Below are 26,074 nucleotides of genomic sequence, written 5' to 3' on the forward strand. Positions count from 1 at the left end.
ATAAAATCAATAAAGGCAAAAAATTATGTATGATGAAAGAATAATCAACACAATGACAGATAAAGTAAATGAGCTTTTGGCTAAATATAATGAAGTATGTGAAATAAATGAAAATTTAAGAAATGAATTAGTGAGCGTAAAAGCACAAAATGAAGCTAAAAACAATCAAATTGCGCGTTTGGAAGAAGAGCTTAAAAATAAAAATATTGAAAGTGAAGATGTGATCAAAAAAATAGAGGCAGTTCTTGGCAAACAATAATCAAAGAAAAGTTACAATCAATGTCTATGCGAAAGACTTTGTTGTAACATGCAGTAATGAATTTGCAAATCATCTTGAAGATGAAATTGCTTTAATTTCTGGAGGCACAGGTAAGATAGAACTTGCAAATTTCATTAATGCTTTTGTAAAACTTAGCTATGAAAATTATATCTTAAAAAAAGAACTCAACAAACTTATAAACACTATCGATGAAGAAATACAATAAATGCAAGTAAAAAAAGCTTTTACTTTAGTAGAGCTTATTTTTTGTATGATGATTATTGCTATTCTTAGCACAATTGCTTATCCGTATTTTTCTTTTGGAAAAAATGATGCTAAACTTATCCAAGTAAAAAGTGAGGTAGAGCTCATCAATGCTTCTTTGGCTTTACTCAAAAATCAGTTTTTATTTAAAAAAAGTAAGGATTTTCCAGCCATTTTAGATGAAGCTTTGATAAATAGTGAAAATCAAAAATTATTTTTTTGTGATAGTTTGCAAAATTACAAAAAAACAAATCATTGTACATATAGTGTATTGGATAAGCCAATTGTTTCAAGTAAAAAATCATGGATGAAAATAGCAAGTACTCAATATAGATTTTTTATAAATGCTAAAAATTACATAGATTTTTCTTATAATAGTGAAAAAGTTTTTTTAGAATGTGTGAGTTTAAATTGTAAGGATTATGGGTTTTGAATTTTTATCAACTTGCTATAAAAGGATATTATTTAGATACCTTAATTTATGAAAGTGAAGAAGAAATTGAAATTTTAGATGAAGTGATAGTTGATCTTGCAAGGAAAAAAAATCTCAAAGCTATAATTTTACAAAAATGTTCAAAGCCCGATTTTAAAACCCAAGCTATAAAAGAAAAAACAGATTTTAAACTAACGCAATACCAATACGAACTTGCTCAATTTATTGCTTATTATTATGCTAGTAAAATAGCTTTTGTTTTGGGTATGTTTGAAAGCATTAAAGAGTATAAAAATCAAAAAATTCATATAGAAAAAGCACCTAGTTTAAGTAAAAACCAGCAAGAGGCTTTGGAATTTATAAAAACTAAACAAACTAGTTTATTATTTGGCGATACAGGAAGTGGTAAAACTGAAATTTATATTAGCTTGATAAAAGAATATCTAGAGCAAGGAAAGCAAGTTTTGCTTTTAATGCCAGAAATCGCTCTAACTCCGCAAATGCAAAAAAGATTAAGAGTGTATTTTGGCGAGTATTTTTTCTTGTGGCATTCTAAAATTACTAAGAAAAAAAAGCAAGAATATTTGCAAGATTTAACAAATTCAAAAGCTCTTTTGGTGGTGGGAGCTAGATCGGCTTTGTTTTTACCTTTTAAGAATTTGGGTTTGATTATTATTGATGAAGAGCATGATAATTCTTATAAAGCTTCTAATAATCCAAAAATCAATGCAAGAGATTTGGCTTTATTTGTAGCAAAAAAAATGCATATAAAAGTTCTTTTAGGTTCGGCTACTCCAAGTGTTGTAAGTTACTATAAACATCCTTGTTTTAGACTTAAAGGAACCTTTTTTGAAAGCAAAAAGCAGTTTTTATATGATGAGAGCGAGCTTAGTGTTTCATCAAAATTACTTTTAGAATTAAAAATTAGCTTAAGAAATAAAAAGCAAGCTGTGATATTTTTACCTACAAGGGCAAATTTTAGACAAATTTTATGTAAAGAATGTGCTAATACCATTAAATGCCCTTTTTGTTCTATTGCTTTGAGTTTGCACAAAAATAAAAATGCATTAAAATGCCATTATTGCAATTTTACTAAAGAAATTGATCAAACTTGTCCAACCTGCAATGGAGTTATGCTTGAAGCTAAAAAAATGGGCACAGCAGAGCTTTGTGAGCTTTTAGAAAGAGAATTAGCTGAGTTTAATCCCATCATAAAAAGATTTGATAGTGATGAGATTAGCAGTGTAAAAAAGCTTGATATGGTTTTAAAAGATTTTAATCAAGAAAAAATTGATATTTTAGTAGGCACTTCTATGCTTGCTAAAGGACATGATTATCACAATGTGGATTTGAGTGTGATTTTAGGTCTTGATGAGTATTTATTCAGACCTAATTTTAAAGCTTTGGAAGAGACTTTGGCTCTTGCTATGCAAGTAGCAGGTCGTGCAGGTCGAAAGGGTGAGGGTAGGGTACTTTTACAAACTAAAAATAGATCTTTTTTTGAAAAATATATACAAGATTATGATAGTTTTTTAAAAGATGAATTAAATGCCAGAAATGAGCTTTATCCCCCATTTAAAAGACTTTTAAGGCTAATTATTGAAGATGAGGATAAAAACAAAGCTTTAAATTTATGTGAATTTATAGCTAATAAAGTTCAAGAATTAAAACAAGTGCAATTAGTAGGCCATGGTGCTTGTGGCATTGAAATGCTAAATAAAAAATGGCGTTTTTATGTATTATTGCGCGCTAATACTCATCAAGAACTTGTAAAATTTGAGCACTTTGCTTTAAATTTTAAAAATATTACTTGCGATATAGATCCGGTTGATTTTAGTTAAAGAATTTTTCAAATTCTTGGTAATATTTCCATGATTTCACAATATCAGGGCGGAAATTTTTAATATGTATCAGTTCTTTATCTAATATATCTTTGAGTTTTAGCCTTGCTGTTTTGTTTTTCTTGAGATAGTCTAATACTTCATCTTCTTTCATAAGATTTGTTTCTGTGTAGTCAACAATTTCTTTGATTGCATCTAAAAAATTGGATAAATATTGTTTGATTCTTGCATAATTTTTATGATTTAAAAATTTAGATATTTTATTTTTATCGATATAAATGCCAATGTTATTTTTAAGATCATTATTGCTAATGTAGGAAAAAATATTTATTTGCTCGTTGCTTATATGATATCTATTAATAATTAATTTTATTTCATAATCTACTTGAAAAATTAAAGGAAGCAAATATCTTATATAACCTCTAAATTCTTTTCTTTTAAAAAGATTTTCATCATTATGGGGGGGGGTAAAATCAAATTTATCTGCCAAGTTAATAAAAGTATTATAAGCCTTCTTTTCGTTTAAGTCACACATATCTATATAAGTAATATTGTTTGTGTTAATTTTATTAAGTAGAGTATGTATTATAAAAGTATTTTCTAGTAAATTTTCAAAATCATCTTTCATGTAAGTTTTGTTTGGTTTTAAAAAATTAATATATTCTTGGTAGTTAAAATTTAAGTTAAAATTTTGATTATAGTTTCTTTGAACTTTACTCCAATCTCTTCCATATGAATGTTTTAATAAAGATATGGGATCTCGTGTTTGAATTAGTATAGGTATATCACAACTAATTAAATTTAAATATTTATCCAAATCTAAAATATTTGTCTCGGATATATTAATAGCTGTTTGAGAGTATTGAAGAAGTGATTTAAAATTTAAATTATATCTGTAATATCCGTTGTTTGGAGATACCCAAGAAGCAGAGCAATAAACATTGCATGCTTCATTGAGTAGTGTTAAAAAGCAGCAGCGCCAACACCATGAGGGGAAATATAGATAAATTTAGCATTTTCTAGAGGTATGTTTAGTTTCCAAGCAAGTTTTGTGCAATAATCACTAGGTTCTATATCGATATTTTTTGGATTTACTAATGGTGGATAAGTCTTATTTTCATATTGTTTAAAATCGTCACTATTAAGCCAAGCTGTAATATGATTTATATTATCTAGTATAAATTTTTGAAAAAAATAATCTTGATTGGTTTTGAGTGAATTTAATAAAAAATTTGCTTTTTTGCTATCTAAATGAGCTGATAAAAAATTAAGTAAATTTTTCATATTAAATCCTTGATATTTTTAGATTAAATTATTAAAATTATATAAAAATATTTTTAGAGTGATTTTATAATGACAAGATATAAAACAAGACAAATAAAAGTAGGCGATGTTTTAATAGGTGGTGATGCACCTATTTCTGTGCAATCCATGCTTTTTACTAAAACAAGAGATATTGAAGGTTGTTTAGAGCAACTTAATAGGCTTTATTTTACCGGTGCAAATATAGTGCGTTTAGCTTGTTTGGACATGGCAGATGCAAGAGCTTTAAAAGAAATCAAAGCAAAAAGTCCCTTGCCTTTAATAGTGGATATACATTTTAATCATAAGCTAGCAGTTTTTTGTGCTGAATTTATCGATGGGGTGAGAATTAATCCGGGAAATATAGGCTCAAAAGAAAATATAAAAGAAGTGGTGCAAGCTTGTAAACAAAGAAAAATTCCTATTAGAATAGGGGTAAATCATGGCTCTATAGAAAAGCAATTTAGCGATAAATATGGTTATAATATAGAGGCTATGCTTGAGAGCGCTTTATATAATATAAAATTACTAGAAGATTTAGACTTTTTTGACATTAAAATTTCTATGAAAACTTCAGATGTGCAAAATACCATAAAAGCTTATGAAGCTCTAAGACCACTTTGTGATTATCCGTTTCATTTAGGGGTTACTGAAGCAGGAACTAAATTTCATAGTACTGTTAAAAGTTCGATTGCCTTAGGAAATTTGCTTTTAAAAGGTATAGGCGATACAATGAGAGTTTCTATGACAGGGGAGCTTGAAGAAGAGATTAAGGTAGCAAGGGCTATTTTGCAAGATAGTGGAGTGCAAAAGAGTGGAGTAAATATCATCTCATGCCCAACTTGTGGAAGAATTCAAAGCGATTTGATTAAAGCGATTAAGATAGTAGAAGAAAAAACTAAACATATAAAAGAACCATTAAATATAAGTGTTATGGGTTGTGTTGTAAATGCCTTGGGTGAGGCTAAGGGTGCTGATGTGGCTATTGCTTTTGGAAAAAATCAAGGTTTAGTTATAAGACATGGTGAAGTGGTGGCAAAATTAAAAGAAGATGAGCTTGTTGATAGATTTTTACTTGAAGTAGAAGATGAAGTAAAACTTAGAGAAAAAGATTAATTTTTTTCTAAGTAAGTTTTTTGCATATTTTGTAATTTTTTAGAAATTTTTACTTTATAAATACTTGGATTTTGAAGTTTTTTTAGTTTAAAATCCAAACTATCAACACTTTTTTTATGATACTCTTGAATATTTTTCAAGTTAGGAAGCCCATAGATTAATTTTCCATCTTTAAAAATAAGCTTATGTAAATTTTTATATGTATGACCTTGATAATTTTTGATACTCTCATTATGTGTATATAAAATATCAAAACTTGCTTTATTGTTTTTATAATACCTTATGAGTTTTTTAAAATGTGGCAAGGTTGTTTTGCTTGAGCTTGCGCTGATTTTTATTTTAGGGATGATTTGATTGTTTTTTTCTAATGCAACAAGCTTATAAACAGCTCCAAAAATAGGCGAGCTTGCTGAAGTAATAAGCTTTTCTCCAATACCAAAAGCATCGATCGGAGCTTTGTTTTTTAGTAATTTTTCTATGATGAACTCATCTAAGGCATTACTAGCTATGATTTTGCATTTTGTTAAGTTAGCAAGATCTAGTTTTTTTCTAATATATTTAGAGATTTTCAGCAAATCTCCTGAGTCAATACGGATGGAATAATTTTGCATAGAATCTTGCGCATTTAACTCATTAAAAACTAAAATAGCATTTTCAATACCTTTTTTATAATCATATGTATCAATCAAAAGACTTATATTATCTTTATAAATTTGACAATATGCTCTAAAAGCACTTAGCTCATCATCAAACATTTGTACCCAAGCATGAGACATAGTTCCGCTAATAGGAATATTAAATTTTTTCCCAGCTAAAGTACAAGCACTTGCATGAAAACCACCTATAAAAGCAGCTCTAGCACCATTTAAAGCTGCGCTTTCTCCATGGGCTCTGCGAGAGCCAAATTCTAAGAGTAATTTTTCTTTTGTAATTTGAGCAATTCTGTTAGCTTTAGTGGCAATTAGACATTGATGATTTAGAGTTAAAAGTATGAAAGTTTCTAATAATAAAGCTTCTATTATAGGTGCTTTGATGATCATTAAAGGTGTATTAGCAAAAATACATTCACCTTCTTTAACACTTAGTATATCTCCACTAAATTTTAAGGTTAAAAGGTAGTTTAAAAAATCATCATCAAATTTTTTAGTATTTTTCAAAAAATCTATGTCATCTTTAGAGAAAGAAAAATGATTAATATGATTTATGATTTGCTCTAATCCACAAAAAATAGCATAAGAAGCACTATCAGGAACTTTTCTAAAAAAAACTTCAAAATAAACAATCTGCTTATGCATATTTTGTTTAAAATAAGCATAAGCCATATTTAGTTCGTAAAAATCACATAATAATGAAGAATTCATATAAGGATTTTTACTTACAAATTAATCCATTTGACGACGCAAGAAAGCAGGAACATCAAGTTGAGAAATCACTTCCTCATCAAACCCACCGCTAGCTTTACGCAAATTCATATAGCTATTTTTTTTACTTTCTTCTTGTTCTTTAGCACTTTCTATTTCAGCTTTATCTTCAAAACCTGTAGCAATAATAGTTACTTCAACACGATCGCCCATGCTTTCATCAGTAGTTGCACCAAAGATTACTTTTGCATTTTCATCTGCTATATCACTAATGCTTTGAGTAGCTTGTGAAATTTCTATCAATGAGCATTCAGGTCCAATTTTATAATGGATAATCACGCCCTTAACGCCTTTCATAGTCATACCATCTAATAATGGAGATTCTATAGCGCTTGATAATGCGTCCATGATAGCATTTTCACCTTCTCCATGACCCACACCCATTAAAGCTAAACCTCTATGGCTCATAACAGTTCTAACATCTGCAAAGTCAACATTGATATCGCCATCTTCTAAAAGAATAGACACCATACCTCTAACAGCTCTAGCTAAGATATCATCAACTAGTTTGAATGCTTCTTTTATACCTGCTTTTTTTGGAAGTATACTAAGAAGTTTTTCATTTTGGATTACAATGATAGAATCACTTTCTTTTTTTAATTCAGCCAAGCCAGCTTCAGCTAATTTTTTTCTTTGTTTTCCTTCAAAAGCAAAAGGCATAGTTACAACCGAAACAGTTAATGCGCCTACTTCTTTAGCAGCTTGTGCTACAACAGGAGCTGCACCTGTACCAGTTCCACCACCAAGTCCTGCTGAAATGAATACTATATCACTTTGACTTAAAGCTGCTTTTACTTCTTCAAAGCTTTCTCTTGCACTTTCTGCTCCAATTTCTGGTTGCATACCAGCACCTAAACCTTTAGTTTTTTTCTCACCTAGTTGAATTCTAGTTTTTGCTAAAGATTTTGCTATAGCTTGTGCATCAGTATTTGCTGAGATAAGATCAAGATCATGTAAGCCCATATTTACCATATGATCTATCATATTACCGCCACCGCCACCGCAGCCTATGACTTTTATTTTTGCACCTTTTGCGTGTTGCATTTCTTCTACTAGATATTCGCTCATTGTATCTCCTATTAGAACTGGTTTATTAATTTATTCCAAAAATTATGCATAAAACTTGATTTTTTATCTTTTTTGGTTTCAACTTTTGTTAATTCTGTTTTTTCATCTTCAAAATCTCTCTGTTCTTGAAAAATTTCTTCAAAATTTTTATTTTCTTCTTCATGTTCTTCTATGGTGAGATTTTGTTTTATCTGTTTGTTGATAAATTCAGGCTCTCCTTTGTATCTTAGTTTTTCATTAGAATCTAATTCATAAGGAGTAAAATGTCCACCACCATATAAACAAAGACCTATAGCGCAGCTATTTTCTGCATCTTCAAAAATTTCTTTAAAGCCATCCATAGTATCTTTTTTTGCGGTCGCTATTCTAACAGCTTTATTATCAAAATAAGCTGAAGCAAGTTTGTCAAGTCCTGCAAATTTTGTCATTCCACCTGTTAATACTATGCCTGCTCCTGCTTGATTTGCACAAGCATTATCACTTAGCATTTTAGCTAAAATAATAATAGTTTCTTCAATTCTTGCATAAATAACATTAGATATAACTTCTACTGAAACTTCATTTTTTCTTTTTTCATCACCCATATATGGAATTTGTATAATTGAGTTTTCATTTTGTGCTAAAGATGCATAATTTAATTTTAGTTTTTCTGCTTCTTTTGGTGGGGTATGCAAAGCTATGGATAAATCATTAGTGATATTTACTGAACCAATTTGTAAGCATTCATTATATCGTATAGAATTACCCGCATGAATGACCATATCGCAAACCGCTCCACCCATATCGATTAAAATAGCACCTAATTCTTTTTCACTATCATCAAAGCATGCGATAGAAGAAGCATATCCTGAAAGAACGATATTATCTACTCTAAGATCAGCAAGCTCAATTGCTTTTTTTAGATTTTTAATATGCACTTCTTGCGAGATTACAATATGTGTAGAAACTTCAAGACGATTTCCACTCATTCCCAAAGGATCTTCTACATGCTCAAGATCATTTACTTTAAAATTATAAGGCAATACATGAATGATTTCATATCCACTAGGTATATTTGCGGTATGTTTTGCTGTGCTTACTGCTCTGTGAATTTCTTTAATACCTATTTCATGATTTGGTATATTAACTACACCTATACTGTCTACACTTTTTGCATAAGCACCTGAAATAGATACAATTACTTTATCATAATGCACACCTGACATCATTTGTGCATCGGCTACTGCCTCTTCTATAGATTTTGAAGCAAGCTCTATATTGGTAATTGCTCCTTTTTTTATACCATTTGATTTTGATTTTCCAAAACCAATGATTTTAAGTCCTTCTTCACTTTTTTGTGCCAAAATAGCACAAGTTTGTATTGAGCCTAAATCAATTCCTAAAATATTCAATTTGTATTTCCTTTATAATAGCGTTGGATTGGATATAATTCTATAAGTTTTTTTAATAATTCTTCCTTAAGTAAAGCTTGTTTAGTTTGTTTGGCACTTTGTTCTATGATAAATTTATAAATTTCTTCTTTATCTTTGTTTTCTAGAGTTTGCTTTGTAATTTCATAAACTATTGCTTTATCATCAAATAAAACATAAGATTTAGCTTTATTTGAGTCAAATACATGCATTAAAAACTCACTAAATTCAGCATCATTTATCATTTCACCTACTTTTGCTCCTTTACTTGAGTCGCGACTATAAGTTCCTATATCTATACCTTGGAAATTATCTAGGGCAAGCTTTGCTTTTTCTTCTAATAAAGTTTTAGTTTTTTCTCTGATGTAAAGTTTGCTCACTTCATTTTTGGCTTGCTCAAAAGTCATAGTCTGTATAGGATTTATTTTTATAAGTTTTGCAACCATATAGCCGTTTTCAAATTTAAAAGGTTTGATAAAATCATTTTCTTTAGCTTTTTGTATGTTTTCTAAAGGGTAATAAATATCAGCATCGCTTATTGTGATGTTTTTGTCAAAACTAAGCTCGTTTTTTCTCAAAGCAACATAGCTTTCATTAGCTTTAAGTTTAAGCTTGGAAAGTTTTAAATCTTTTATAACTTTATCTTTGCTTTGTTCTAAGCTTAGAATTTTTCCTGCAAAATCTTTATAGTCATTTTTATTTTCTTCATAGTAAGCTTGAATTTCTTTATCAACAACTGTGATTGTATTAGGATCTAAAAAATAAGTTGCAAGCTCATAGCTTTTTTGTGTTTTATATAGGTTTTTGTTTTTTTCCCAAGTTTGTTTTAGTTCTTTTTCATCAATAGGAATATTTTTATTATCAAGTTTTATTATTTGAATTTTTAAATTATCTTGCATTAAAAAACTTGCACCAAACATATCAAGCTCATTTTGTTTGATTTGTAAAATTAAAATAGCATTGATTTTTTTAAGTAATAATTCATCATGGATAATTTTTTCATAAGCTTTTGGCGTATAGTTGTTTCTTGCAAGTAAATTATAATATAAATCTTTATCAAAAACACCTGAAGCATTATGAAAGATTTTTTGATGCGCTAAATCATAAGCAATTTCTTCTTCGCTTACATTTAAACCTAAAGTTTTAGCATAAGAAAGCAGAAGTTTTTCTTGTATAAGTTCATTGATAGCTTGAGTATCTAAGCCATCTTTTTGTGCTTGTTCTTGTGTATAATTGCCATTGTTTAATTGTGAGTAGTAGTTAAATAATTGAGAATATTTTAGATTAAATTCATCATAGCTTATTTTTTCATCGCCTACTTTTGCAACAGAATTTGATCTATCGGTGTTAAAATCATAACTTCCCCAGCCAACAAAACCTGCTCCAACAAAAGCAATAACACTAATCCAAATAGTAATAACTAAATATTTTTTATGATGCTGCATCCAAGTGAGCATTTTTACCCCAATCCATAATTAATTAAATTAAACCATAAATTATAGGTAATTTGTGATTAATAAAAAATTAATTTTATGATTTTATGATAAATTTGTCTCTGCTAAATGGATAATTTTACAAGAATTCTCGATTAAATCTATTATTTTTCCAAGTTCATAGCTTGTTCTTCCATAAGCAAATATTCCATATCCTTTCACAACGACAAAATTTTGTTTTTGTTCTAACATATAACGATAAATTTCAGTTTGTGATCTATCATCCCAATCCTCATAACTTTTAGGATTGTAAACTCGAATTTCTTCTAAAAAAATTTCTCCAAAATAATCTTGAGGTGTTATGAAATCATGATTTAAACTCATAGATAAGGTATAAGCTGGATAAGCAAAACATACGAATTTAGCTTCAGGTATATTTTCATATATGCTTTTATGTATTTCACTATCGCTGCTTGCTTCATCCCAGCTATAATCTTTTGCAAATTTTAAGATACTTAAATTTTTTTCATCTAATTGATTCAAAAAAGCATTGCTTTTGTTGATAATAAATGAGCCTTGTGAAAGTTTTGCTGAAACAGAACCATGGCAAATTCCAAAAAAATTTTTTTTAAACATTGATGAGGATAGAATTTGAATTTGGGAAATAATATTTTCTTTATTCATTAAAAACCTTGTTTTAAACTTAGCTAAGGTATTATACTAAAAAATATTAAAAGGTATATTTTGCAAAGTCCACATATTCCTGTTTTATTACAAGAAGTTTTAAATACTTTTGATGATTTTGATAGCGGAGATTTTTTAGATTGTACTTTGGGTTATGGAGGGCATTCTAAAGCATTATTGCAAGCTCATGAAAAATTAAGATTAATTGCTTGCGATAAAGATTTAGAGGCTTTAAGTTTTTCCAAAGAGTTTTTAAAAAATTTTCAAGATAGAATAAGTTTTAATCATATAGGTTTTAAAGATATTTTAACTCAAATTTCAACGCAAAACATAAGAGGAATTTTAGCCGATATTGGTGTATCTTCTTTGCAGCTTGATAAAAATGATAGGGGTTTTTCACTAAATTCTGATTTTTTAGATATGAGAATGGATCAAAATAATCCTTTAAGTGCTAAAGAAGTAGTAAATTCTTACAACAAGGAAGCTTTAGAACGAATTTTTAAAGACTATGGAGATCTAGCGCCGGTTGCTTCAATGCTTGCTCAAAAAATTATCAATGCAAGAAGTCAAAAAGAGATTACAAGTGCAAAAGAATTAAGTCAAATTATAGGAAATGCTAAGTTAAAAGGACGCAATGTATCTTTAGCTTTGCTCGTATTTCAAGCTTTGCGTATAGAAGTAAATAATGAACTTGGTGAGTTAAAATCCTTACTTGAAAATATAGAAAAAGCAAAATTAAAAGATTGTAAATTAGCTATTATTAGCTTTCATTCTTTAGAGGATAGAATAGTAAAAAATACTTTTAAAAGATGGGAAAAAGACTGCATTTGTGATGAAAGAGCTATAAAATGCGAATGCGGTAAAGGACATAGTCTCGGTAAAATTTTAAGTAAAAAAGCTATAAGTGCCTCCAAAGAAGAAATAAGCTATAATAGTAGATCAAGTTGTGCAAAAATGAGAATTTTTTATTTTAGGTAAATAATGATTGAAGATGATTTTTTAAAAGAAAAACAAAATATACGCGAAAAAATGTTGAAGTATTCTAGGGCTATTAAAGAAGGTAGGCCTTATGAAGAGTATGAGCACAATTTCAATGAAAGCGATCGCATATTAAAAAATAGAATACAGCGTAAAAAAAGACCTAAATTTACAGACTTTGATGAAGAATATAAAGAAAAACCTAAAAAGCAATCCGCTATTTATTTAAAAGAAGATTTGATAAATGTTAAATTAGAAGAAAAAAAGCCTTTTAAATTACAACTCAATTTTTTCAAAAAGCAAAAAGAAAAATTTGATAAAAAAAATGATAAAAATCTTAAGCCATCTAAAAATGTTAAAACTTTGCAGGAAGTAAAAAAAGTAGAAAAAATACAACAAGAAAAAAAAGATTCTATTCAAATATCTAAAATTCTTACTCAAAGTAATGTCTTTGTTACTTCAAAATTTCAAGATTTAAAAGAAAAAAGAAAAGAAAAAGTCAAACTCAAACAAGAATTAAAAGAGCAAAAAAAAATCGAACAAGAAAAAATAAAAAAAGCTCAAGAAGAATTAAAAGAAAAAGAAAAATTAGCTAAGCAAGAGCAAAAAATTTTAGAAGAAAAGGTAAGGCTTGAAGAAAACCAAGAATATAATCAAGAAGATAAATACGAACTTTTAGATAGCATAGTAAGTGAGGAAAATAAAAATTTAACCCCTAAAAATTTATTATATGCAGGTTTGATGATAGCATTTGCTTTATTGATATTTTTCCCACAAATTTATATTAGAAATCAAATTTATTATGTAAGTAGAGAAATAGCGGATTTAAGATCGCAAGAATTAGTTTTAGATGAAGAAAACAAAGAGCTTCAAAGACAGCTTGAAGCATTGTATTTTCAAAATCAAGTTTTAGACTTTTTAGATTAATCTTGTGTTTGAATGATTTTTTCTAAAACATATTGTTCAAGTTGATTTTTTGGAATTTCTTCTTTAATGGCTTGATTATAAATATTTTCTGCTATTTTTGAATATTTTTCATAAGCAAAATATGGAAAATGTAAAGTCCAGGCTTTTTTCAATAATTTTTTACTTATTACTTTTCTAGTATAAATTTTAAAAACATCATAGCCAACAAAAACACAAGCGGTAACAAAAATAGCACTTAAGATACTAATATGAAAATCAATAATTGTTAAAAAATAATGGCTGATGATAAGCATAGGAACTAAAATGGCTATACAAAAAAGGGTATATATAAGATAAGAATTAAATACTTTAAATTTAAAATTTAATTTCGCAGGATCTATCATCATACCTTCATTTAACAAGGCATTTGCTTCTAATAAATCTTTTAAATTAACAGGTTGATTTGAAACTTTAAAAATAAAGTTTAAAATAAATTCTTGTATTTTCATTGTTTTACCTAGTAAGTATGTGATTTTTGTGATTTTAGCATTTTTGTTTTTAAATAAGATAAATTTTAAGTCTTGTAAATGAAATCTTGTGTTAAAATTTACATTATTTTTGCATATAAAGAAAGAAAAAGATGGCAGATTCTAGATTTATGATGAATGTAAAAGGCATAGCTAAAAGTTTTATACCTAGAAAAATTTATCAAAATCAATTACAAAATATTTTCAAAGAGCTTTTAAAATCAAAAAATATAGATAATATTATTACTCGCTTAAATTATTACAATTTGCAAAATGATTTTTTTGATATAAAAAATTTTCAAAATTATGAAAAAATAGGAAAATTTCCCTTTAAAAAAACTTCCTATGCTTATGATGCTTATGCAATTAGTAAATATTTTAATGATGATTTTTTATGGATTGAAGGTTTTGGAGATATTAGTTATAATCTTAAATATCCAAGCATAGCTAAATCAAGACCAGTTGAAAATGGCTTTAATAATATCATTTTAAAATTAGACAAAAACAGACATTTTGATTTTATACAAGATAAAAACCAATTTGAAGATAAAAAAGACTTACTCTTTTTTAGAGGTGCAATTTATCAACCTCATCGTATTAAATTTTTTGAAAAATATTTTGATAATCCTCGTTGTGATATTGCTCATGTTGGCGGTAGAAAAATTCAAGCCGAAAAATGGATTAAAAATTTAAATTTTAAAATTAGCAGAGCCTATCAAACCCAGTTTAAATTTTTACTTTCATTGGAAGGTAATGATGTAGCAAGCAACTTAAAGTGGGCGATGAAAACAAATTCTTTAGTTTTAGCTCCAAAAATGCGTTATGAAACTTGGTTTATGGAAGGAAAGTTAGTTCCAAATGAGCATTTTGCTTTGATTGATGATGATTATGAAAATGTAGAAGTTTTGCTTGATTATTATTTAGCTAATCCACATAGAGCAAAAGAAATCATACAAAATGCTCATGCTTATATAGAGCAATTTTTAGATGAAAAGATAGAATTTTATATAGGAATTTTAGTTTTAGCTAAGTATTTTTATTATTCTAATCAGCTTGATTTACCAAAAGATATTATTGATTTATTTGATTAAAAGGAGAGTTTATGCAAGAGATGGAAATAGTATTTTTAAATGATGAATTTATAAAAGCTAGCGAAGCTAAAGTGAGTATTTTTGATAGAGGTTTTATCTTTGGAGATGGAATTTATGAAGTAGTTCCTGTGGTAAATGCAAAAATAGCTGATAAAGAAGAATTTTGGGAGCGTTTTGAGCGTAGTTTAGCCCAAATTGATCTACAAATTCCTTATACAAAAGAAGAATTTGAAAATATTTTAAAGCAATTAATCATTAAAAATTCTCTCAAAGAAGGCGGGCTTTATATGCAAATTACTAGAGGGGTTGCTAGTAGAAATTTTGCTCTTTTAAAGGGGTTAAAACCTACTATTATGGCCTTTGCTTTTGAATGCAAGGTGATTGGGCATGAGTTTGCTAAAAATGGGGTGAGTGTTATTTCAACAGCTGATTTAAGGTGGAAAAGAAGGGATATAAAATCAATTTCTTTATTAGCTCAATGTCTTGCAAAAGAAGAAGCTGTTAAAGCTAAGGTTTTTGAAGCTTTTATGGTAGAAAATGCTTTAGTAACGGAAGCTTCTAGTAGTTCAGCTTTTATTATAAAAGATAAAACTTTAATCACTAAGCCATTTTCTAATGAAATCTTACCAGGAATTCGCCGTAAAAATATCTTAAAATTTGCAAAAGAACTTGATCTTAAAGTAGATCAAAGAGCTTTTAGTATGAAAGAAGTGTATGAGGCTGATGAGGTGTTTATTTCTGCGGCTACTTTTTTGATTTTGGGTGTTATAAAAGCAGATAGTAAGGTAATTAATGATGGTAAGGTGGGCTTTTATACCCAAAAACTAAGAGAAAAATATGTAGAAAAAATTCAAAAAGAGGTTTTTTAATCAAAACCCGCATTAGTAAATTCTTTAGGATTATCTAGAGCGTAGCGAAACTTTTCCCAGTCTATTTGTTTATCCCAAATAGCTACGATTAAAGCTGCTACGCTATTACCACATAAATTTCCCACAGCACGAATTTCAGACATAAATTTATCCACGCCCAAAAGTATAGAAATGGCAGCCACAGGTAAAACCTCTCCTAAGCTTGCTCCTAAGCCATTATTAGCTTCTGCAATATGCATATTAGATAAAGCCGCAAGTGTACTTCCTAGTATAATAAAACCTGATCCAGTCACACCAACAGCACCTTTTGAGGCTATCATAAGCACTATTAAAATGCTAATTTCATGAGTTAAAGAAAGTTCTACATTAAAAGCTTGAGCAAGGAAAATTAAACTCATAGCCAAATAAATATTAGTACAATCAAGATTAAAACTATATCCAGTTGGTAATACCAAGCCCACAGTGGCTTTTGAAATTCCTGCTTTTTCAAGTTTTCTCATAAGCGGAGCTAATGCTGATTCGCTAGAACTCGTGGCAAAAACTATTAAAACTTCTCTTGAAATAAAACGCATAAATTTAAAAATATTGACTTTAGCAATAAAACAAATAAGCCCTAAAACTCCAAAGATAAAAAGCAAAGAAGCAAGCAACATAACAATAAGCAAATAACCCAAATTTAATAAAGAATCAAGTCCATATTTTGCCACTAAAAAAGCCATCGCAGAAAAAGCAGCGATGGGAGAAAAATACATAATGATTTCTAAGATTTTAAAAACAAAACTTTGCATAATTTCTAAGGTTTTTTGTATAGCTTTTCTCTCATCAATTCTCATAAGTGAAATAATAAAAGCACAAGCTAGAGCTATAACTAAGATTTGCAAAGTTTTTCCCTCGCTAAAAGCAGCTATGATATCAGTAGGTATAGCGTCTTTTAAAATATGCAAAATTTCATTTTGCGCACTTATTTCTATATTTTTATTAACAAATTGAGCCACACTTTCTTGATCTAGAGTGCTTGGATCAAGGTTCATTCCTTTACCAGGTCCCATAATGTTTGCCATAAAAATGCCAATAGCTAAAGCAAAAGTGCTTACTATTTCAAAATAAAGCAAAGCTTTAGCTCCTATGCTTCCAACTTGTTTTAAGCTTTCAAGACTAATAACACCTAAAACAATAGTTAAAAATATAATAGGACCTATGAGAATTTTTAAAGCTTGTATAAAATAATCTACACCGATTTTACTAGCTAATGCAAATTCCTTATCTAATAAGCCAAGGCAAATGCCAGCTATAATTCCTATAATCACCCAAAAACCTAAATTTTTTAACATTTTTTTGAGTTTGCTTGGTTTTTCATGAGTAATAACTAGCATAAAAAACTCCTTGTAATTTTAAAAAACGATACATATTAGCAAAGAAAAACTTATTTTTATTGTTAAAATAAATAAAAAATAAATATAAAAGCTAAAAATAATAATTTTTTATCTTATTTTGTAGATAAAAGTAGCATTTTGTAGTATTTTTGTATGATTTATTATGAAATAAATAATGATAATGTTTATCTAAATTTAAGAAAGCTAGTACTATACTTGTGACTATGATTTTAAAAATGAATATCATTTCGGAGTAAAATAGTGTTTAAAAAAATAAGTTTATTAATGATTTTTTTATTTTGTTCTTTAACACTTGCTAGGGATATTGATTATCAAAAAGAAAGTCAAAATATTAAGCAAATTTTGAATGAAAGCATGGTGTTATATAAAGATAATAAAAATTTAGAAGCTAAGAAAAAAGCTGAAGATGCATATTTTCAGCATTTTGAAACCATGGAAGGCTCTATTGGTCGCAATGTCGGTAGAAAAGTCATTGTGATGGAGCGTAAATTTATTAATTTAAGAAAAATGTATAAAGATAAAGAAGATATTTCTAAGATAGAAGCTTTAATTAGTAGCTTGTATTTTGATTTAGATGAAGTCGTTCCTATATTAGAAAAAGGATTTCAATTAAAAGCTGAAGCTAGTGATATAAATTATGATAAAAAAGCAGCTGAAAGCTCATCTTTAAAAGCAGAAAAAGAGCGTCAAGCGCAAGCTGAAGCTATGTTTGCATCTTTACTTGGAGAGGATGTTAAAGGACAAACATCATCAAATTTGACTCAAAATTCAACTACTCAAGAGCAAAATATCCAAAAAGACGAAACATTATTAGCCTTACAAGAAGCTTCAGCTATGGATGCAAGATTGCAATTTTTAATGGATTCAATGATTTCAAAACTTGATCAAGCAGCATTGGCTTTTGTAAATAAAGATTACCAAAAAGCTAAAGATTTAATCCAATCAGCATTATTCGAAGATTATAGAAATTCAAAGGTAGAAGTTTTAGTAGCAAGATACACAAAAGCGGGTATGGATAAAAAAATTCAAACAAAACTTAGAACTATAATAAGAAAAATCAACAATAACACTTTGGATGAAAAAGCTATAAGAGATGAAATTTCAGACATATCAGATTTATTATATGAAGCATTCCTAACTTTACCTAAAGAAGAATTAGCTTTACTTCAGGTTAAAGGCTTTGATGAAAGTGTTATGAGTACTAAAAACTATACTAAAGTATATGATGATATAAAAATTGCACTTAATAATATTTTACAAAATTATGATGGTTTTAATTTAAATAGCATAGATGCTTTACAAAATGTTTATTTGGATATTTTTGAAGCAAGTGGTATGGAAAGTAAAATTGGTGCTATTGATAGTGCTTTAAAATTAAAAATAGAAAGTTATTTTTCAAAAGGTGTTGCACTTATTAAAGCAAGTGCTTCTAAAGAAGAATTAAAACAGAATTTTGATGAGCTTGGTACATTAATTGAAAATTCTTTGGATAAAATTCAAGAATCTTCACCTATGTCTTTATTTATATGGGCTTTGGGTATTATCTTAAGAGAAGGTTTAGAGGCTTTAATCATTGTTGTAGCCATAGTTTCATATTTAGTTCAAAGTGGCAATAAAAAGCGTTTAAGTATAGTATATTCAGCACTTTGGAGTGGAGTATTTTTAAGTTTTGTAACTGCATTTTTTATTTCATGGATTTTTAAAGAACAAGCAGGGCAAAGTAGAGAATTTTTAGAGGGCATTACTATGCTTGTGGCTGTTGTATTACTATTTTATGTCGGTTTTTGGCTTTTATCAAATGCGCAAAATAAAAAATGGGCAAATTATGTAAAAACTCAAGCAGTTGAAGCTATCTCAAATAATTCAGCAAAAACTTTATGGTTTAGTGTGTTTTTAGCTGTATACAGAGAAGGTGCTGAAACTATTCTTTTTTATCAAGCTTTATTATTTGATGCAAAAACAAGCACAGATTATAGTTTTATATTTATAGGATTAGCTAGTGGATTAATTATACTTATAATACTTTATTATTTATTAAAAGCTGGTGCTTTAAAAATACCAGTAAAACAATTTTTCTATATAACTTCATACATTATTTTTTATATGGTCTTTGTCTTTACAGGCAAAGGCATTGGTGAGCTCATAGAAGCCAAGGTTATTACACCAAGCTTACTTCCTTTTGATTTTGAAGGAATTTTATGGCTTGGAATTTATCCTTACTATGAGAGCATCATACCTCAGTTTATGGTTTTAATCTTACTCATTATGGGTATTTTTATAACAAAGCAAATTTCAAATAAAAGGGAAAAAATATGAAAAAAACTTTATTAAGTTTAGGTGCAGCAGCTAGTATTTTAGCTAGTTCAGTTTTTGCAGCAGAGGTACCAATTGGCGATCCTTATGAGTTAAATGGTATGGAAATAGCAGCTGTTTATTTGCAGCCAATCGAAATGGAGCCAAGAGGGATTGATCTTGCAGCAAGTTTAGCAGATATTCACCTTGAAGCAGATATTCATGCATTAAAGGGTAATAAAAACGGCTTTCCAGAAGGTTTTTGGATTCCTTATTTAACTATAGCTTATAAGCTAACTAATCTTGACAATGGTAAAGTAAAAACAGGAACTCTTATGCCTATGGTAGCAGATGATGGCCCTCACTATGGTGCAAATTTAAAAATGGATACAGGCATAGGAAACTATGAGTTAGTATTTTTAATAGAAAGCCCAGAAAAACAAGGTTTTGGACGCCATGTTGATAAAGAAACAGGTGTTGGTAAATGGTTTGAGCCATTTTCAGTTAAATACAACTTTAAATACACAGGAAAACCTAAGTGATTTTTTCCCTAGCTTTTTGCTAGGGTTTATTTATAAAATTATTGATTTTATAAATAAATTCTATCAAAGAAGAGCCCATGTCGATTTATTTTGTACATTTTTTTGGAGTATTTTTTTCTTACGCACTTTTAAGTGCTTTATTTTTTTATAATCTAAAAAATTCTTTAGTGTTTAAACTTGCTTTTGTGGGTTTTGTTTTTTCTTATTTTGCTTTTTTTATTAGCGCTAAAACACTAAGTTATGATTTGTTGTATTTTTCTAATGATGTTTTATTTGTTTTATTGTTTTTAAGTGTTATCATTTTTTCTTTTATAAAAAATAATTTTTTAAAAGAAAAAATTCAAACTATTTTGCTTTTTTTATTATCTTTTGCTTTTGGTATAAAATATTTACATATTTCTATCGACTTTCCTATATTAAGCACTAATTTTTTAGATTCTTTAGCGATTAGTTCTTTTGGGCTTATTTTGCTTGCTTTTGTTATGTGTTTTGGGGTTTATCTTTTTACAAGATGGCTAAGGGAATTTAAATTTAAATTTTTAAATTTATTTTTACTCATTATCGTGATTTTTTATCTAAATGAAGCTTTAGCACAAATTTTATTGCACCTTATGAGAGAAGGTGTGATAGAAACAGAAAGTTTATATTTAAGCTATGTGGCAAAAAGTGTATATTATGCTAAATTCTATACATATATATGGTTTTTATTGCTAGGAATTTGTATAGTTTTAGCTCTAAAGCAAAGAGTGAGTGAAAACAGCAAGAAAAAAGATTTTGATATAGAATTTAGAAAAAATCAAGCAAAAAATTCAACTATAACTAATTTTAGTGCAAGTATTTTTAGTGCTATGATTTTAAGTCTTTGTATTTTTCTCTTTTATGACTTGCATGCTTCAAGACCAATCACCATAGACGAGCCAACCTATGTAGAGCCAAATGAAAATAATGAATTTGTTTTTGATGTGGCAATATTAAGAGATAATAACTTACATCGCTTTGCTTATATTAGCGATGAGGGTAAAGTGGTAAGATTTTTCTTAATTAACAAAAGAGAAGATAAAGACTCTCCAGTAGCAGTTTTTGATGCTTGTAGTATATGTGGAGATATGGGGTATGTTAAAAAAGGTGGAGAGTTAATTTGTATTTCATGTAATGTTAGAATTTTCTTACCAAGTGTAGGTAAGGCAGGTGGGTGTAATCCTATCCCTATGAAATATAAATTTGAAAATGGTAAAGTTATCATACCTTTTTCAGAAATTTTAGATGGGGTAAATTTTTTCACTCAAGTAGTAGAAAAGAAAGTTTATGATCCTATTGATCATACCGAGCTTATTAACTTAAAAGCACCAAGATCTTATGTTTATAAAGGAAGAACATATTTTTTTGCTAATGAAAAAAATTATGAAGAGTTTAAAAACGATCCTTTAAAATACATCGATATGAATAAGACTTCAAAATATAGAATTCATAATTTATTAGGAAATGACTATGCAAGTTAAGATTGTAAAAAACTCTATTTTTCAAAATAAAATTCAAAAATCCCTAGCTTTGCTAACGATTTTTTTAGCTACTTTACTTATGGCTACTATGTTAAATCTTACTTTGGGTATAGGTAATGAAATTACAAAAGAATTAAGAAGTTATGGATCGAACATTTTAGTTTTACCTAAAGGCGCAAGTTTGAGTGTAGAAGTGGGTAATAAAATTTATGAGCCTTTGAAAAATCAAAATTTTTTAGAAGAAAACAAGATCCATACTATAAAAGAAATTTTTTGGAGAAATAATATCAATGCCTTTGCGCCATTTTTAGATACTCAGGTAAAAATTCAAACTCCAAATGTAAATTATGAAAATATCTCTTTAGTGGGAACTTATTTTGATAAGGCTATAAAGATTCAAGATGATGATGATTTTTATGCGGGTATTAAAGAATTATACAAATATAGTCAAATCAAAGGAAACTACCCAAAAGATGATAGTTTAGATGAAATAATGCTAGGAAAAGACTTAGTGCAAAAGTATGATTTAAAAATAGATGATGAAATCACCCTGATGCAAAATGATCAAATTTTTAAAGTAAAAATTGTTGGTATTATGGATTTAACTCAAGCTTTTTCAAATAAAATCATCACTTCTTTGCTTTTGGCACAAAAGCTTTCTAAAAAAGAAGGTTTATTCTCAAAAGCAGAAGTTTCAGCTTTGACTATACCTGAAAATGATTTAGCACAAAAAGCAAGACGCGATGTAGATAGTCTTGATCAGCTTGAGTATGATCAGTGGTATTGTACTGCTTATGTAAGTTCTATTGCCTATCAAATTGCAGAAGATTTTAAAGGTGCAAGCACAAAAGTAGTGAGTGCGATTTCAGATGCAGAAAGTTTGATAGTATCTAAAATTCAATCTTTAATGGCAGTAGTTAGCATTATATGCTTAATCGTAGCTTCCATAGCCATATCATCTTTAATGAGTGCGGATATTTTTAGAAGAAAAAGTGAAATAGGGCTTTTAAAAGCTTTAGGTGCTAGCACTTTGCAAATTTATATGATTTTTGCGTTAGAAGGGGTTGTGGTAGCTTTAGTTGGGGCTGTTTTGGGCTTTGCTTTTGGTATAGGTATGTCAGAGATTATCGCCTTGAGTATATTTGAACATACCATTGAAATTTCTTGGATTATCCTACCAATTTGTTTATTTTTTGCAGTGCTTATAGTATTTTTAGGATGCTTGTTTTCTATCAAAGGAATTTCTAAACTTTCTACTTCAGAGGTTTTATATGGGAAATAATTTTTTTATGCAAGAGGTTTTTAAATCTCTTATTTTTTCTTATAAAAGAGTTTGTATTATTTTTATAGCTGTGTTTATGGGTGCTATGGTAAGTGCTTCGTTTTTTAATATTTATTTTGATATTGACACAAAATTGTCCAAAGAATTAAAAGCTTATGGAGCTAATTTTATCATCACGCCAAAAGATGATGAGTTTTTAAGCATGGATGAATTTAATCAAGCCAAAGAAAACTTGAAAGCAAAAGCTTTAACCCCATTTTTATATGGTTTTTATAATCTTGAAAGTTCAAGTGCGGTAGTTGTTGGGGTTGATTTTGCAAATTTAAAGCTTACCAAGCCTTTTATGGAGGTTTTAAAAGGAAGCTTTTCTTTGAGTGATTTTAGTGAAGATAGTGCCTTTGTGGGGGCTGATTTAGCTAAACAATTAGAGCTTAAAATAGGACAAGAATTGCAAATTTACAACCCAAGTATATCTAAAATAGTCAAAGTAAAAATCAAAGCTATTTTAAGAAGCAATGATGAGCAAGATGGGGTTTTAATCATCTCTTTAAAAAAAGCTCAAGAGTTAGCAGCTAAAGAAGTGATAAATTATGCTCAAGCTATTTTACTAGGTGATTATGAAAGCTTAGATCAAAAAGCAAAAGAACTTAGCAAGGCTAATGTAGAAGCCAAAGTCATAGCTTCAGTATCCATTAGTGAAGGTGTGATTTTAGAAAAGATCAAGGCTTTGATGGCTTTGATTAGTTTAACTATTTTGCTCATTAGTTCTTTGAGTGTAAATACCACTCTTAGTGCAGTGATTTTTTCAAGAAAAAAAGAAATAGCCTTGCACCTTGCACTAGGAGCTAAGCATAAAGAAGTTATTAAACTTTTTGGAGCTGAAGTGTTTATTTTAAGCTTGAGTGCGAGTTTGCTCGGCGCTTTTTGCGGATATTTTTTAGCAAATATTTTTGGATATTTGATTTTTAATGCAAGTATAGATTTTAGATTGCTTTCAGTGTTTTTTGCGGTGCTTGTTTCTTTAGTATTTGCATTTTTTGCAAGTATCTTACCGCTAAAAAAAGCTTTAAAAATCAATGTTTGTGAAAATTTAAAGGGTGAGTGATGAAAAATATTATAAAAATTTCAAATTTAAATCGTAATTTTAATGAAGTTAAAGCTTTGCAAAATATCAACCTAGAAGTAAAGCAAGGCGAATGGCTAGCCATTATGGGCCCATCAGGTTCAGGTAAATCAACACTTTTAAATATACTTTCTTTAATGGATACTCAAAGTAGTGGGGAGTATTTTTTAGATGATAAAGAAGTTGGAAATTTAAGTGAAGAAGAAAAAAGCGTAATTAGAAGAGAAAAAATAGGTTTGATTTTTCAACAATTTCATTTAATACCTTATTTAAATGCTTTAGAAAATGTCATGCTAGCTCAGTTTTATCACTCAAGTATAGAACAAAAAGACGCTATAATGGCACTAGAAAAAGTAGGGCTTTCACACAGACTTACGCATTTACCTAGCCAATTAAGTGGCGGGGAGCAACAAAGGCTATGTATAGCAAGAGCTTTAGTGAATGATCCTGAAATTTTATTAGCAGATGAGCCAACTGGAAATTTAGATGAGGCAAATGAAAAAAATATTCTAGAGCTTTTTTGTAAATTAAAACAAGATGGTAAAACCATAGTTTTAATCACTCACAATCCAGACTTAGCTACTTTTGCTGATAGAACTATCATTTTAAGCCATGGAGTGATGAAAAGTGAAAATTAAAAGTATAATTTTAGCTTGTTTATGTTTAGTTTTTTTAAGTGCATGTTTTGAAAACAACAATAAAAATGGCGGCAAAGTAGGCTTAAAAGCACCAGAAATCGCAGCTAAAAATTTAGAAGGTGAGAAAATTAAACTAGCTGATTTTGATAATCTCATTGTTTTAACCTTTGTAGAGCAAGGTTGTGCATCTTGTTTAAAAGACTTACCACTCTTGGAAAAACTAGCTAACGAATACCCTAAAAAAATCACTATTTTAGCACTTGATTCTGTGGATAAGGGGAAAGATTTTGAAGAATTTGCTACAAAATATGATTATAAAAATATTATATTTTTGCAAGATGATTTAGATATATCATGGCAAAGATTTAACATTTTTGCAGTACCAACAACTTTTGTCATTAAAGATGGAGTTGTGCAAGATAAAATCATAGGAGAAAAACCATGGTCACAACTAAAAGCTTCTATTGCTTCTTGGCTTTAATAAGTATTTTTTTCTTTAGTGCATGCTCAAATAATGAATTTCAAACCTTAAATTCAAGTCAAAACTATACTTTTAAATACGATGGTTTTGAAAAAACCTTAAAAACACAAAATGCAAATCAAGCTTATGCTTTATTTTTTTTCACGCAAGATTGTGGTGCGTGTAATGTACAAATTCCGATGCTAAATGAACTTTATAAAGAAAGAAATTTTCCTATTTTAGCGGTGTTAAATGGAGCTAAATCAAAAGAAGAAGCCCAAAAAATTCTTTTGGAAAAAAAGTTAAATTTACCACTTATGTATGAAGCTAAAGCAAGCTCATTTTTGTCTAAGGCTGTGGGTGGAATTTATGGTGTGCCTGTGATAGTTTTTTATGATGAAAAAGGCAAGATAAATGAAAAATTCATTGGACTTACTCCAAAAAGTGTTTTAGAAAATAAAATTAAATTTTTACAATAACTACTGCTAACTTTTTTAAGTTTATTTTTAATTAAAAAATAAAATTTGCAATTATTTTTTTAAGTGATTTTTTATGTACTCTAAAATGCAAATATATTGTTAATGTTATTGATAGGCTGTATGTTGATTGTTTGGTATGTTACAAAAATACCCAATTAAAATAATTAACCTAAAAGCCTATAAGCAAGCATTTTGATAATTTTTTTCAAAATGAGATATTTTATATCTTATTCTTAATTTAAGCTTAAATTTATATGCATAGCAGTAGTATAACTTTTTTATGAAAATATAAAATTTCTAGGAGGTATTTTAAATACCATGAAAAGATTATTTTTTAATTTAAACCTTAGGGGGGGGGGATATTGTTCAGTCATATTTTGAGAAAATATTGCATGATATTAAAATTTTTCTTACTCACTATATTTTCCTTAAACTCTTTAGAAGCTGCCACCCAGGCAAATTATGATAAAACTTCTAATGCTTATATTATTAAACAGCACAAATTTAATAATAATGATGTTTATGATTATAATCTTGACACATATAAACTCTTAAGTGGTAAAAACTTCTATGGTCAAATGGCTAGCAATAAAAACCTTTCAAATATTACTTTAATTTATGATAATCCTAAAGATAAGGCTCATTTGAATTTAAATAAATTAGCCTTTAGACAGCATATACTTACTCCAAGTATTAAAGAAGATATTTTTGTAGTTAATGGTTTTCATAGTTTTAGTTCGGTTAATACCGCTTTAAATCAATTA

Annotated in this window: 26 protein-coding genes and 1 pseudogene; 18 read left to right on the top strand and 9 right to left on the bottom strand. The window is 28.5% G+C overall.

Annotated features, from left to right (window positions below; all coding sequences use genetic code 11):
* Positions 1–25: 25 nt before the first annotated feature.
* Genes L8Y18_RS06220 through L8Y18_RS06235 form a run of 4 tightly spaced genes read left to right on the top strand, consistent with a single transcriptional unit; the run spans position 26 to position 2,797 of the window.
* The gene (locus L8Y18_RS06220) at positions 26–259 is read left to right on the top strand and encodes a hypothetical protein (RefSeq protein ID WP_012661890.1); all 234 of its coding nucleotides are present in this window, start codon (positions 26–28) and stop codon (positions 257–259) included.
* The gene (locus L8Y18_RS06225) at positions 246–485 is read left to right on the top strand and encodes a hypothetical protein (RefSeq protein ID WP_133319896.1); all 240 of its coding nucleotides are present in this window, start codon (positions 246–248) and stop codon (positions 483–485) included. Before L8Y18_RS06220 ends, L8Y18_RS06225 begins: the two co-directional genes overlap by 14 nt.
* Complete coding sequence (locus tag L8Y18_RS06230) at positions 486–956, top strand: type II secretion system protein (protein ID WP_263664845.1); 471 nt, start codon at positions 486–488, stop codon at positions 954–956.
* A complete protein-coding gene (locus L8Y18_RS06235; protein ID WP_263664846.1) occupies positions 953–2,797 on the top strand; it encodes a primosomal protein N' in 1,845 nt (614 codons plus the stop codon). The genes L8Y18_RS06230 and L8Y18_RS06235 overlap by 4 nt, the downstream gene beginning before the upstream one ends.
* Here L8Y18_RS06235 and L8Y18_RS06240 read toward each other — a convergent pair.
* Together L8Y18_RS06240 and L8Y18_RS06245 are read right to left on the bottom strand one after the other, a co-directional pair.
* Complete coding sequence (locus L8Y18_RS06240; RefSeq protein ID WP_263676482.1) at positions 2,790–3,614, bottom strand: DUF2972 domain-containing protein; 825 nt, start codon at positions 3,612–3,614, stop codon at positions 2,790–2,792. The two genes, L8Y18_RS06235 and L8Y18_RS06240, sit on opposite strands and share 8 nt — an antisense overlap.
* A 146-nt stretch (positions 3,615–3,760) precedes the next feature.
* Complete coding sequence (locus L8Y18_RS06245) at positions 3,761–4,081, bottom strand: hypothetical protein (RefSeq protein WP_263676483.1); 321 nt, start codon at positions 4,079–4,081, stop codon at positions 3,761–3,763.
* 69 nt (positions 4,082–4,150) lie between these two features.
* Between L8Y18_RS06245 and ispG the strand changes: the two genes are divergently transcribed.
* Positions 4,151–5,215, top strand: coding sequence for a flavodoxin-dependent (E)-4-hydroxy-3-methylbut-2-enyl-diphosphate synthase (ispG, locus tag L8Y18_RS06250; protein WP_263676484.1), 1,065 nt, complete (start codon positions 4,151–4,153; stop codon positions 5,213–5,215).
* Here the strand turns inward: ispG and L8Y18_RS06255 are convergent.
* The 5 genes from L8Y18_RS06255 to L8Y18_RS06275 form a co-directional block, all read right to left on the bottom strand.
* The gene (locus tag L8Y18_RS06255; RefSeq protein ID WP_263676486.1) at positions 5,212–6,576 is read right to left on the bottom strand and encodes a nicotinate phosphoribosyltransferase; all 1,365 of its coding nucleotides are present in this window, start codon (positions 6,574–6,576) and stop codon (positions 5,212–5,214) included. The genes ispG and L8Y18_RS06255 overlap by 4 nt on opposite strands.
* Positions 6,577–6,597: 21 nt before the next feature.
* Entirely contained in the window at positions 6,598–7,704 is a 1,107-nt protein-coding gene (ftsZ, locus tag L8Y18_RS06260) for a cell division protein FtsZ (RefSeq protein WP_039626779.1), read from the bottom strand.
* Between the two features lie 11 nt (positions 7,705–7,715).
* A complete protein-coding gene (gene ftsA / locus L8Y18_RS06265) occupies positions 7,716–9,095 on the bottom strand; it encodes a cell division protein FtsA (protein ID WP_263676488.1) in 1,380 nt (459 codons plus the stop codon).
* A complete protein-coding gene (locus tag L8Y18_RS06270; protein WP_263676489.1) occupies positions 9,092–10,570 on the bottom strand; it encodes a peptidylprolyl isomerase in 1,479 nt (492 codons plus the stop codon). The genes ftsA and L8Y18_RS06270 overlap by 4 nt, the downstream gene beginning before the upstream one ends.
* Before the next feature lie 81 nt (positions 10,571–10,651).
* Positions 10,652–11,230: a class II aldolase and adducin N-terminal domain-containing protein gene (locus L8Y18_RS06275; protein ID WP_263659740.1), complete on the bottom strand. Its 579-nt coding sequence runs from the start codon at positions 11,228–11,230 to the stop codon at positions 10,652–10,654.
* 60 nt (positions 11,231–11,290) lie between these two features.
* Between L8Y18_RS06275 and rsmH the strand changes: the two genes are divergently transcribed.
* On the top strand, positions 11,291–12,208 hold the full coding sequence (gene rsmH / locus L8Y18_RS06280) for a 16S rRNA (cytosine(1402)-N(4))-methyltransferase RsmH (protein ID WP_133319904.1): 918 nt from the start codon (positions 11,291–11,293) through the stop codon (positions 12,206–12,208).
* 3 nt (positions 12,209–12,211) lie between these two features.
* Positions 12,212–13,135 (top strand): hypothetical protein, encoded by a 924-nt coding sequence (locus tag L8Y18_RS06285; protein WP_263659738.1) that lies wholly within the window; start codon positions 12,212–12,214, stop codon positions 13,133–13,135.
* On the opposite strand, the gene L8Y18_RS06290 is transcribed toward L8Y18_RS06285, so the two are convergent.
* Positions 13,132–13,623 carry a hypothetical protein gene (locus L8Y18_RS06290; RefSeq protein WP_263676490.1) on the bottom strand — a complete coding sequence of 164 codons (492 nt, stop codon included), beginning with the start codon at positions 13,621–13,623 and terminating at the stop codon, positions 13,132–13,134. The two genes, L8Y18_RS06285 and L8Y18_RS06290, sit on opposite strands and share 4 nt — an antisense overlap.
* A gap of 131 nt (positions 13,624–13,754) precedes the next feature.
* Here L8Y18_RS06290 and L8Y18_RS06295 point away from each other — a divergent pair, with 131 nt between their 5' ends.
* Positions 13,755–14,732, top strand: a complete 978-nt coding sequence (locus L8Y18_RS06295; protein WP_263676491.1) for a glycosyl transferase family 90 — start codon at positions 13,755–13,757, stop codon at positions 14,730–14,732.
* Between the two features lie 11 nt (positions 14,733–14,743).
* Complete coding sequence (locus L8Y18_RS06300; RefSeq protein ID WP_263659666.1) at positions 14,744–15,601, top strand: D-amino acid aminotransferase; 858 nt, start codon at positions 14,744–14,746, stop codon at positions 15,599–15,601.
* Here the strand turns inward: L8Y18_RS06300 and L8Y18_RS06305 are convergent.
* A complete protein-coding gene (locus L8Y18_RS06305) occupies positions 15,598–16,974 on the bottom strand; it encodes a cation:dicarboxylate symporter family transporter (RefSeq protein ID WP_263662183.1) in 1,377 nt (458 codons plus the stop codon). The two genes, L8Y18_RS06300 and L8Y18_RS06305, sit on opposite strands and share 4 nt — an antisense overlap.
* A gap of 285 nt (positions 16,975–17,259) precedes the next feature.
* Here L8Y18_RS06305 and L8Y18_RS06310 point away from each other — a divergent pair, with 285 nt between their 5' ends.
* The 9 genes and pseudogenes from L8Y18_RS06310 to L8Y18_RS06350 form a co-directional block, all read left to right on the top strand.
* Entirely contained in the window at positions 17,260–19,311 is a 2,052-nt protein-coding gene (locus tag L8Y18_RS06310) for an FTR1 family iron permease (RefSeq protein ID WP_263676492.1), read from the top strand.
* Positions 19,308–19,829, top strand: a complete 522-nt coding sequence (locus tag L8Y18_RS06315) for a ferrirhodotorulic acid transporter, periplasmic binding protein (RefSeq protein WP_012661874.1) — start codon at positions 19,308–19,310, stop codon at positions 19,827–19,829. Before L8Y18_RS06310 ends, L8Y18_RS06315 begins: the two co-directional genes overlap by 4 nt.
* Positions 19,830–19,906: 77 nt before the next feature.
* Positions 19,907–21,328, top strand: coding sequence for a Fe-S-containing protein (locus L8Y18_RS06320; protein WP_263676493.1), 1,422 nt, complete (start codon positions 19,907–19,909; stop codon positions 21,326–21,328).
* Complete coding sequence (locus L8Y18_RS06325; protein ID WP_263676495.1) at positions 21,318–22,610, top strand: ABC transporter permease; 1,293 nt, start codon at positions 21,318–21,320, stop codon at positions 22,608–22,610. Before L8Y18_RS06320 ends, L8Y18_RS06325 begins: the two co-directional genes overlap by 11 nt.
* Positions 22,600–23,715 (top strand): ABC transporter permease, encoded by a 1,116-nt coding sequence (locus tag L8Y18_RS06330; RefSeq protein WP_263661191.1) that lies wholly within the window; start codon positions 22,600–22,602, stop codon positions 23,713–23,715. Before L8Y18_RS06325 ends, L8Y18_RS06330 begins: the two co-directional genes overlap by 11 nt.
* A complete protein-coding gene (locus L8Y18_RS06335) occupies positions 23,715–24,371 on the top strand; it encodes an ABC transporter ATP-binding protein (protein WP_012661870.1) in 657 nt (218 codons plus the stop codon). Before L8Y18_RS06330 ends, L8Y18_RS06335 begins: the two co-directional genes overlap by 1 nt.
* Positions 24,361–24,852 (top strand): TlpA family protein disulfide reductase, encoded by a 492-nt coding sequence (locus tag L8Y18_RS06340; protein ID WP_220566705.1) that lies wholly within the window; start codon positions 24,361–24,363, stop codon positions 24,850–24,852. The genes L8Y18_RS06335 and L8Y18_RS06340 overlap by 11 nt, the downstream gene beginning before the upstream one ends.
* Positions 24,813–25,310: a TlpA disulfide reductase family protein gene (locus tag L8Y18_RS06345; RefSeq protein WP_318529482.1), complete on the top strand. Its 498-nt coding sequence runs from the start codon at positions 24,813–24,815 to the stop codon at positions 25,308–25,310. Before L8Y18_RS06340 ends, L8Y18_RS06345 begins: the two co-directional genes overlap by 40 nt.
* Positions 25,311–25,702: 392 nt before the next feature.
* A pseudogene (locus L8Y18_RS06350) lies at positions 25,703–26,074 on the top strand (hypothetical protein); the annotation flags it as partial.

Origin of the sequence: Campylobacter sp. CNRCH_2007_0968H, from assembly GCF_025773245.1 — a bacterium.
GTDB classification, from domain to species: domain Bacteria; phylum Campylobacterota; class Campylobacteria; order Campylobacterales; family Campylobacteraceae; genus Campylobacter_D; species Campylobacter_D lari_D.

Coding starts and splice junctions, on each gene's coding strand:
- L8Y18_RS06220 (WP_012661890.1), top strand. CDS start 26: ATGTATGATGAAAGAATAATCAACACAATGACAGATAAAGTAAATGAG.
- L8Y18_RS06230 (WP_263664845.1), top strand. CDS start 486: ATGCAAGTAAAAAAAGCTTTTACTTTAGTAGAGCTTATTTTTTGTATG.
- L8Y18_RS06245 (WP_263676483.1), bottom strand. CDS start 4,081: ATGAAAAATTTACTTAATTTTTTATCAGCTCATTTAGATAGCAAAAAA.
- ispG (WP_263676484.1), top strand. CDS start 4,151: ATGACAAGATATAAAACAAGACAAATAAAAGTAGGCGATGTTTTAATA.
- L8Y18_RS06255 (WP_263676486.1), bottom strand. CDS start 6,576: ATGAATTCTTCATTATTATGTGATTTTTACGAACTAAATATGGCTTAT.
- ftsZ (WP_039626779.1), bottom strand. CDS start 7,704: ATGAGCGAATATCTAGTAGAAGAAATGCAACACGCAAAAGGTGCAAAA.
- L8Y18_RS06270 (WP_263676489.1), bottom strand. CDS start 10,570: ATGCTCACTTGGATGCAGCATCATAAAAAATATTTAGTTATTACTATT.
- L8Y18_RS06275 (WP_263659740.1), bottom strand. CDS start 11,230: ATGAATAAAGAAAATATTATTTCCCAAATTCAAATTCTATCCTCATCA.
- L8Y18_RS06285 (WP_263659738.1), top strand. CDS start 12,212: ATGATTGAAGATGATTTTTTAAAAGAAAAACAAAATATACGCGAAAAA.
- L8Y18_RS06290 (WP_263676490.1), bottom strand. CDS start 13,623: ATGAAAATACAAGAATTTATTTTAAACTTTATTTTTAAAGTTTCAAAT.
- L8Y18_RS06295 (WP_263676491.1), top strand. CDS start 13,755: ATGGCAGATTCTAGATTTATGATGAATGTAAAAGGCATAGCTAAAAGT.
- L8Y18_RS06300 (WP_263659666.1), top strand. CDS start 14,744: ATGCAAGAGATGGAAATAGTATTTTTAAATGATGAATTTATAAAAGCT.
- L8Y18_RS06305 (WP_263662183.1), bottom strand. CDS start 16,974: ATGCTAGTTATTACTCATGAAAAACCAAGCAAACTCAAAAAAATGTTA.
- L8Y18_RS06310 (WP_263676492.1), top strand. CDS start 17,260: ATGATTTTTTTATTTTGTTCTTTAACACTTGCTAGGGATATTGATTAT.
- L8Y18_RS06315 (WP_012661874.1), top strand. CDS start 19,308: ATGAAAAAAACTTTATTAAGTTTAGGTGCAGCAGCTAGTATTTTAGCT.
- L8Y18_RS06320 (WP_263676493.1), top strand. CDS start 19,907: ATGTCGATTTATTTTGTACATTTTTTTGGAGTATTTTTTTCTTACGCA.
- L8Y18_RS06325 (WP_263676495.1), top strand. CDS start 21,318: ATGCAAGTTAAGATTGTAAAAAACTCTATTTTTCAAAATAAAATTCAA.
- L8Y18_RS06330 (WP_263661191.1), top strand. CDS start 22,600: ATGGGAAATAATTTTTTTATGCAAGAGGTTTTTAAATCTCTTATTTTT.
- L8Y18_RS06335 (WP_012661870.1), top strand. CDS start 23,715: ATGAAAAATATTATAAAAATTTCAAATTTAAATCGTAATTTTAATGAA.
- L8Y18_RS06345 (WP_318529482.1), top strand. CDS start 24,813: ATGGTCACAACTAAAAGCTTCTATTGCTTCTTGGCTTTAATAAGTATT.